At 46.6% G+C, this 2,984-nt stretch carries 4 protein-coding genes; 2 read left to right on the plus strand and 2 right to left on the minus strand.

Annotated elements, in window-relative coordinates; all coding sequences use genetic code 11:
• Positions 1-161 precede the first annotated feature (161 nt).
• Positions 162-1,508 (plus strand): glutathione-disulfide reductase, encoded by a 1,347-nt coding sequence (gor, locus tag NG792_RS28660; protein WP_261237784.1) that lies wholly within the window; start codon positions 162-164, stop codon positions 1,506-1,508.
• A 59-nt stretch (positions 1,509-1,567) separates the two neighbouring features.
• Here the strand turns inward: gor and NG792_RS28665 are convergent, their stop codons facing one another.
• Together NG792_RS28665 and NG792_RS28670 are read right to left on the minus strand one after the other, a co-directional pair.
• Positions 1,568-1,978: a hypothetical protein gene (locus NG792_RS28665; protein WP_261201759.1), complete on the minus strand. Its 411-nt coding sequence runs from the start codon at positions 1,976-1,978 to the stop codon at positions 1,568-1,570.
• A 110-nt stretch (positions 1,979-2,088) separates the two neighbouring features.
• On the minus strand, positions 2,089-2,229 hold the full coding sequence (locus NG792_RS28670) for a hypothetical protein (RefSeq protein WP_261237785.1): 141 nt from the start codon (positions 2,227-2,229) through the stop codon (positions 2,089-2,091).
• 317 nt (positions 2,230-2,546) lie between these two features.
• Here NG792_RS28670 and NG792_RS28675 point away from each other — a divergent pair, with 317 nt between their 5' ends.
• Positions 2,547-2,750 (plus strand): hypothetical protein, encoded by a 204-nt coding sequence (locus tag NG792_RS28675; RefSeq protein WP_261201761.1) that lies wholly within the window; start codon positions 2,547-2,549, stop codon positions 2,748-2,750.
• Positions 2,751-2,984 lie beyond the last annotated feature (234 nt).

The raw sequence follows: 2,984 nt of genomic DNA on the forward strand, positions 1-2,984 counted from the left end.
TCCCCTATCTCCCCTATCTCCCCTATCTCCCCTATCTCCCCTATCTCCCCTATCTCCCCTATCTCCCCTATCTCCCCACCCTCCCCACCCTCCCCATCCTCCCCAACGCCTTGCGAAACGGATTACCCTGTTATTAAAAGAAGACAAACGGAGTGACTGAGATGACGAACTTTGATTATGACCTATTTGTGATAGGTGCGGGTTCTGGCGGATTAGCGGCATCGAAACGGGCTGCTTCTTATGGGGCTAAAGTTGCGATCGCCGAAGGGGATTTAGTGGGAGGTACCTGTGTCATCCGGGGTTGCGTTCCCAAAAAATTAATGGTGTATGCGTCCCAATTTTCTAACCTGTATCAAAATGCTGTGGGTTACGGTTGGGAGAAAGCTGAACCCAATTTTGATTGGAACAAACTGGTGGAAGCGGTTCAGAAAGAAGTGATGCGCCTCAATCAAATCCACATTAATAATCTGGAAAAAGCCGGAGTTGAGTTAATCAATGGAATGGCTACTTTTGTTGATCCCCATACCCTTGAAGTGGGCGATCGCAAAATCACAGCCGACAAAATTTTGATTGCAGTGGGGGGAAAACCCACGAAACCGGATATTGAAGGCATCGAACATAGCATCACCTCCAATGAAATGTTCCACCTCAGCGAATTTCCTAAGCGGTTTGCTGTTTGGGGCGGCGGTTATATCGGCGTCGAGTTTGCTTCAATTATGAATGGGTTGGGGGCACAAGTCACCGAAATTATTCGCCGCGACTACATTTTACATGGCTTCGATCAGGATATTGTCCAGAATATTCAAGATGGAATGACAAAACATGGAATTCAATTCAAAACTCAGACAACCCTGGAGAAGATTGAAAAGACCGATGATGGCTTAAAGTTGATTTTTGCCGGTGAAAAACATGAGCCAATCACGGTAGATACATTACTCTGTGCGACGGGGCGCAAACCGAATTTAAGCCGGTTAAACTTGGAAAATGCTGGGGTTGAAGTGCTTCTGGGTGCGATCGCCGTCAGTCCAGATAGTTGCACCAATCAATCCCATATTTATGCCGTGGGAGATTGTACCGATCGCATCAATTTAACCCCGGTGGCGATCGCGGAAGGTCGGGCTTTTGCTGATACCGTCTTTGGTCATATCCCCCGCCATATTAACCATACCGGCATCCCAACCGCCGTCTTTTCCCAGCCGGAAGCTTCCACAGTGGGCTTGACTGAAGAAGAAGCCCGAGACAAAGTGGGCGACAATTTAACCATCTATCGCGCAAAATTCCGTCCCATGTTTTATAGTCTCACCGATGCCGAAGAAAAGGTGATGATTAAATTAATTGTGGACAAAACCACCGACCGCATTTTAGGCGTCCATATCGTCGGTAAAGATGCGGCAGAAATCGTTCAAGGTTTAGCCATTGCCGTCAATATGGGAGCCACCAAAAAAGACTTTGATGCCACCATTGGCATTCATCCTTCCACTGCCGAAGAGTTCGTAACCTTACGTTAATTTTCACAAAAAGAAACCGGGATTATTCAAAAAACCCGGTTTCTTGGGCGCACCCCAGTTTAGAGATTATTCTTTGCCGAACTCTCCCGCTTGAGTTGTTCGAGTTCTTTAAGGTAAACTTCTCCTAACTCTTGTCCCGCAATTGGAATACTTTGATAAGTAACCTGACCTTTCATCACCATCTCATCCCCCACATTTGGAAGGGGTGAATCGGTCATCACCCAAATTGAGCCCGTGGCATCCTGAAGTTGATAAGCCCCCGATTGTAGAAACGGTGCGCGATTTTCAACAATGCCTTTTAAATACACCGTATCTTGTTTCTGCCAGTCGCTATGGATCTGTTCGATATCGGTGACGCCAACTCCCGACTTAACCAAATTGGTACAGCCCCCGAGTCCCGCAATCATTAAAGATAAAGAGCAAAATTTAACAGTTTGATTTAAGGCCCGTAACAGGACAGTGACAGTCATAACGTCAAAAAAATAGCGGTTATATGGGTTAGAATTCACGGCTACAACGCTTGATAATCCGGAAGAGATGGGGAGGGGTTTTCCGGGTTAACCGGACTGAAAAATCCCAGTCATTTGAAGGAATCAATGGCTAGTTTAACTCCCCTTTGATCGCCGCGATCGCAGCAGCCCCCGGAACTGGAGAAGGCGGGTTCTACCCAAGGGCGATCGCACCCACTCAACCCAAGCAACCCCAGGGGAAATCCGAACATCCCTTAGTCTTGCTCATAGTCTATCGCAACCCCCCGGTTTTCGGGAAATTCCCGAGCACAAGTCTAGGTATCCCAGATGATTGATTCGAGGGTTCTTCTGGGAGGGTTCCCAGGCGATCGCGCTTGTCTGTAACCCCGGGCAGTCCAGTCTTTTCTCATTTTCATAGTCCCACCCATCTTAATGCCCCTCATCCGTGATGCTACAATAATTAGTCAGAACTTAGATTCTTAACAGACGACGGCGGTTTGCTTTCATCAAGCCGATACAGTCGTCTGGGGTCAATGTCAACTCAGAGGAACATAAAAAAGAGGTTGTCGTGACAGAGACTATTAACTGTGCTGTAGCCTGCGTGAATGGCTGTGTATTGGGAGACAAATGTCCTAATCGCGAATATGCAGAACAAACGTCCCAGTTTATCGAAGAAACGTCTTTAGATAAAATGATAGAAATCGCCGAAGAAGCCATTAGAAAAAAACGGACGCAGCCTCCGAAATGGATTATCCCCGATTTTCCTGAATAAGCCCTAGCCCAAGTTAAAGCGATCGCTTCCGTGAACTGAGAAAGAGTCAGGCGATCGCTTTTCAATTGGGGTCTAATTTATAAATATTATCAAAATTTGAATTCCCCTTACTAAACTCCCCCTCCTTTAGCTGATTTTAATCCTATTTTAAGTTCGCTATAGCGGTTCCCGGACTCATGAGGTACAGTAGCAACAATGAGCAAACCAATTGCGAATATCTTGTTGAGTGACTTG

Source organism: Laspinema olomoucense D3b (assembly GCF_025370785.1).
Lineage (GTDB): Bacteria > Cyanobacteriota > Cyanobacteriia > Cyanobacteriales > Laspinemataceae > Laspinema > Laspinema olomoucense.

Coding starts and splice junctions, on each gene's coding strand:
- gor (WP_261237784.1), top strand. CDS start 162: ATGACGAACTTTGATTATGACCTATTTGTGATAGGTGCGGGTTCTGGC.
- NG792_RS28665 (WP_261201759.1), bottom strand. CDS start 1,978: ATGACTGTCACTGTCCTGTTACGGGCCTTAAATCAAACTGTTAAATTT.
- NG792_RS28670 (WP_261237785.1), bottom strand. CDS start 2,229: ATGTTCGGATTTCCCCTGGGGTTGCTTGGGTTGAGTGGGTGCGATCGC.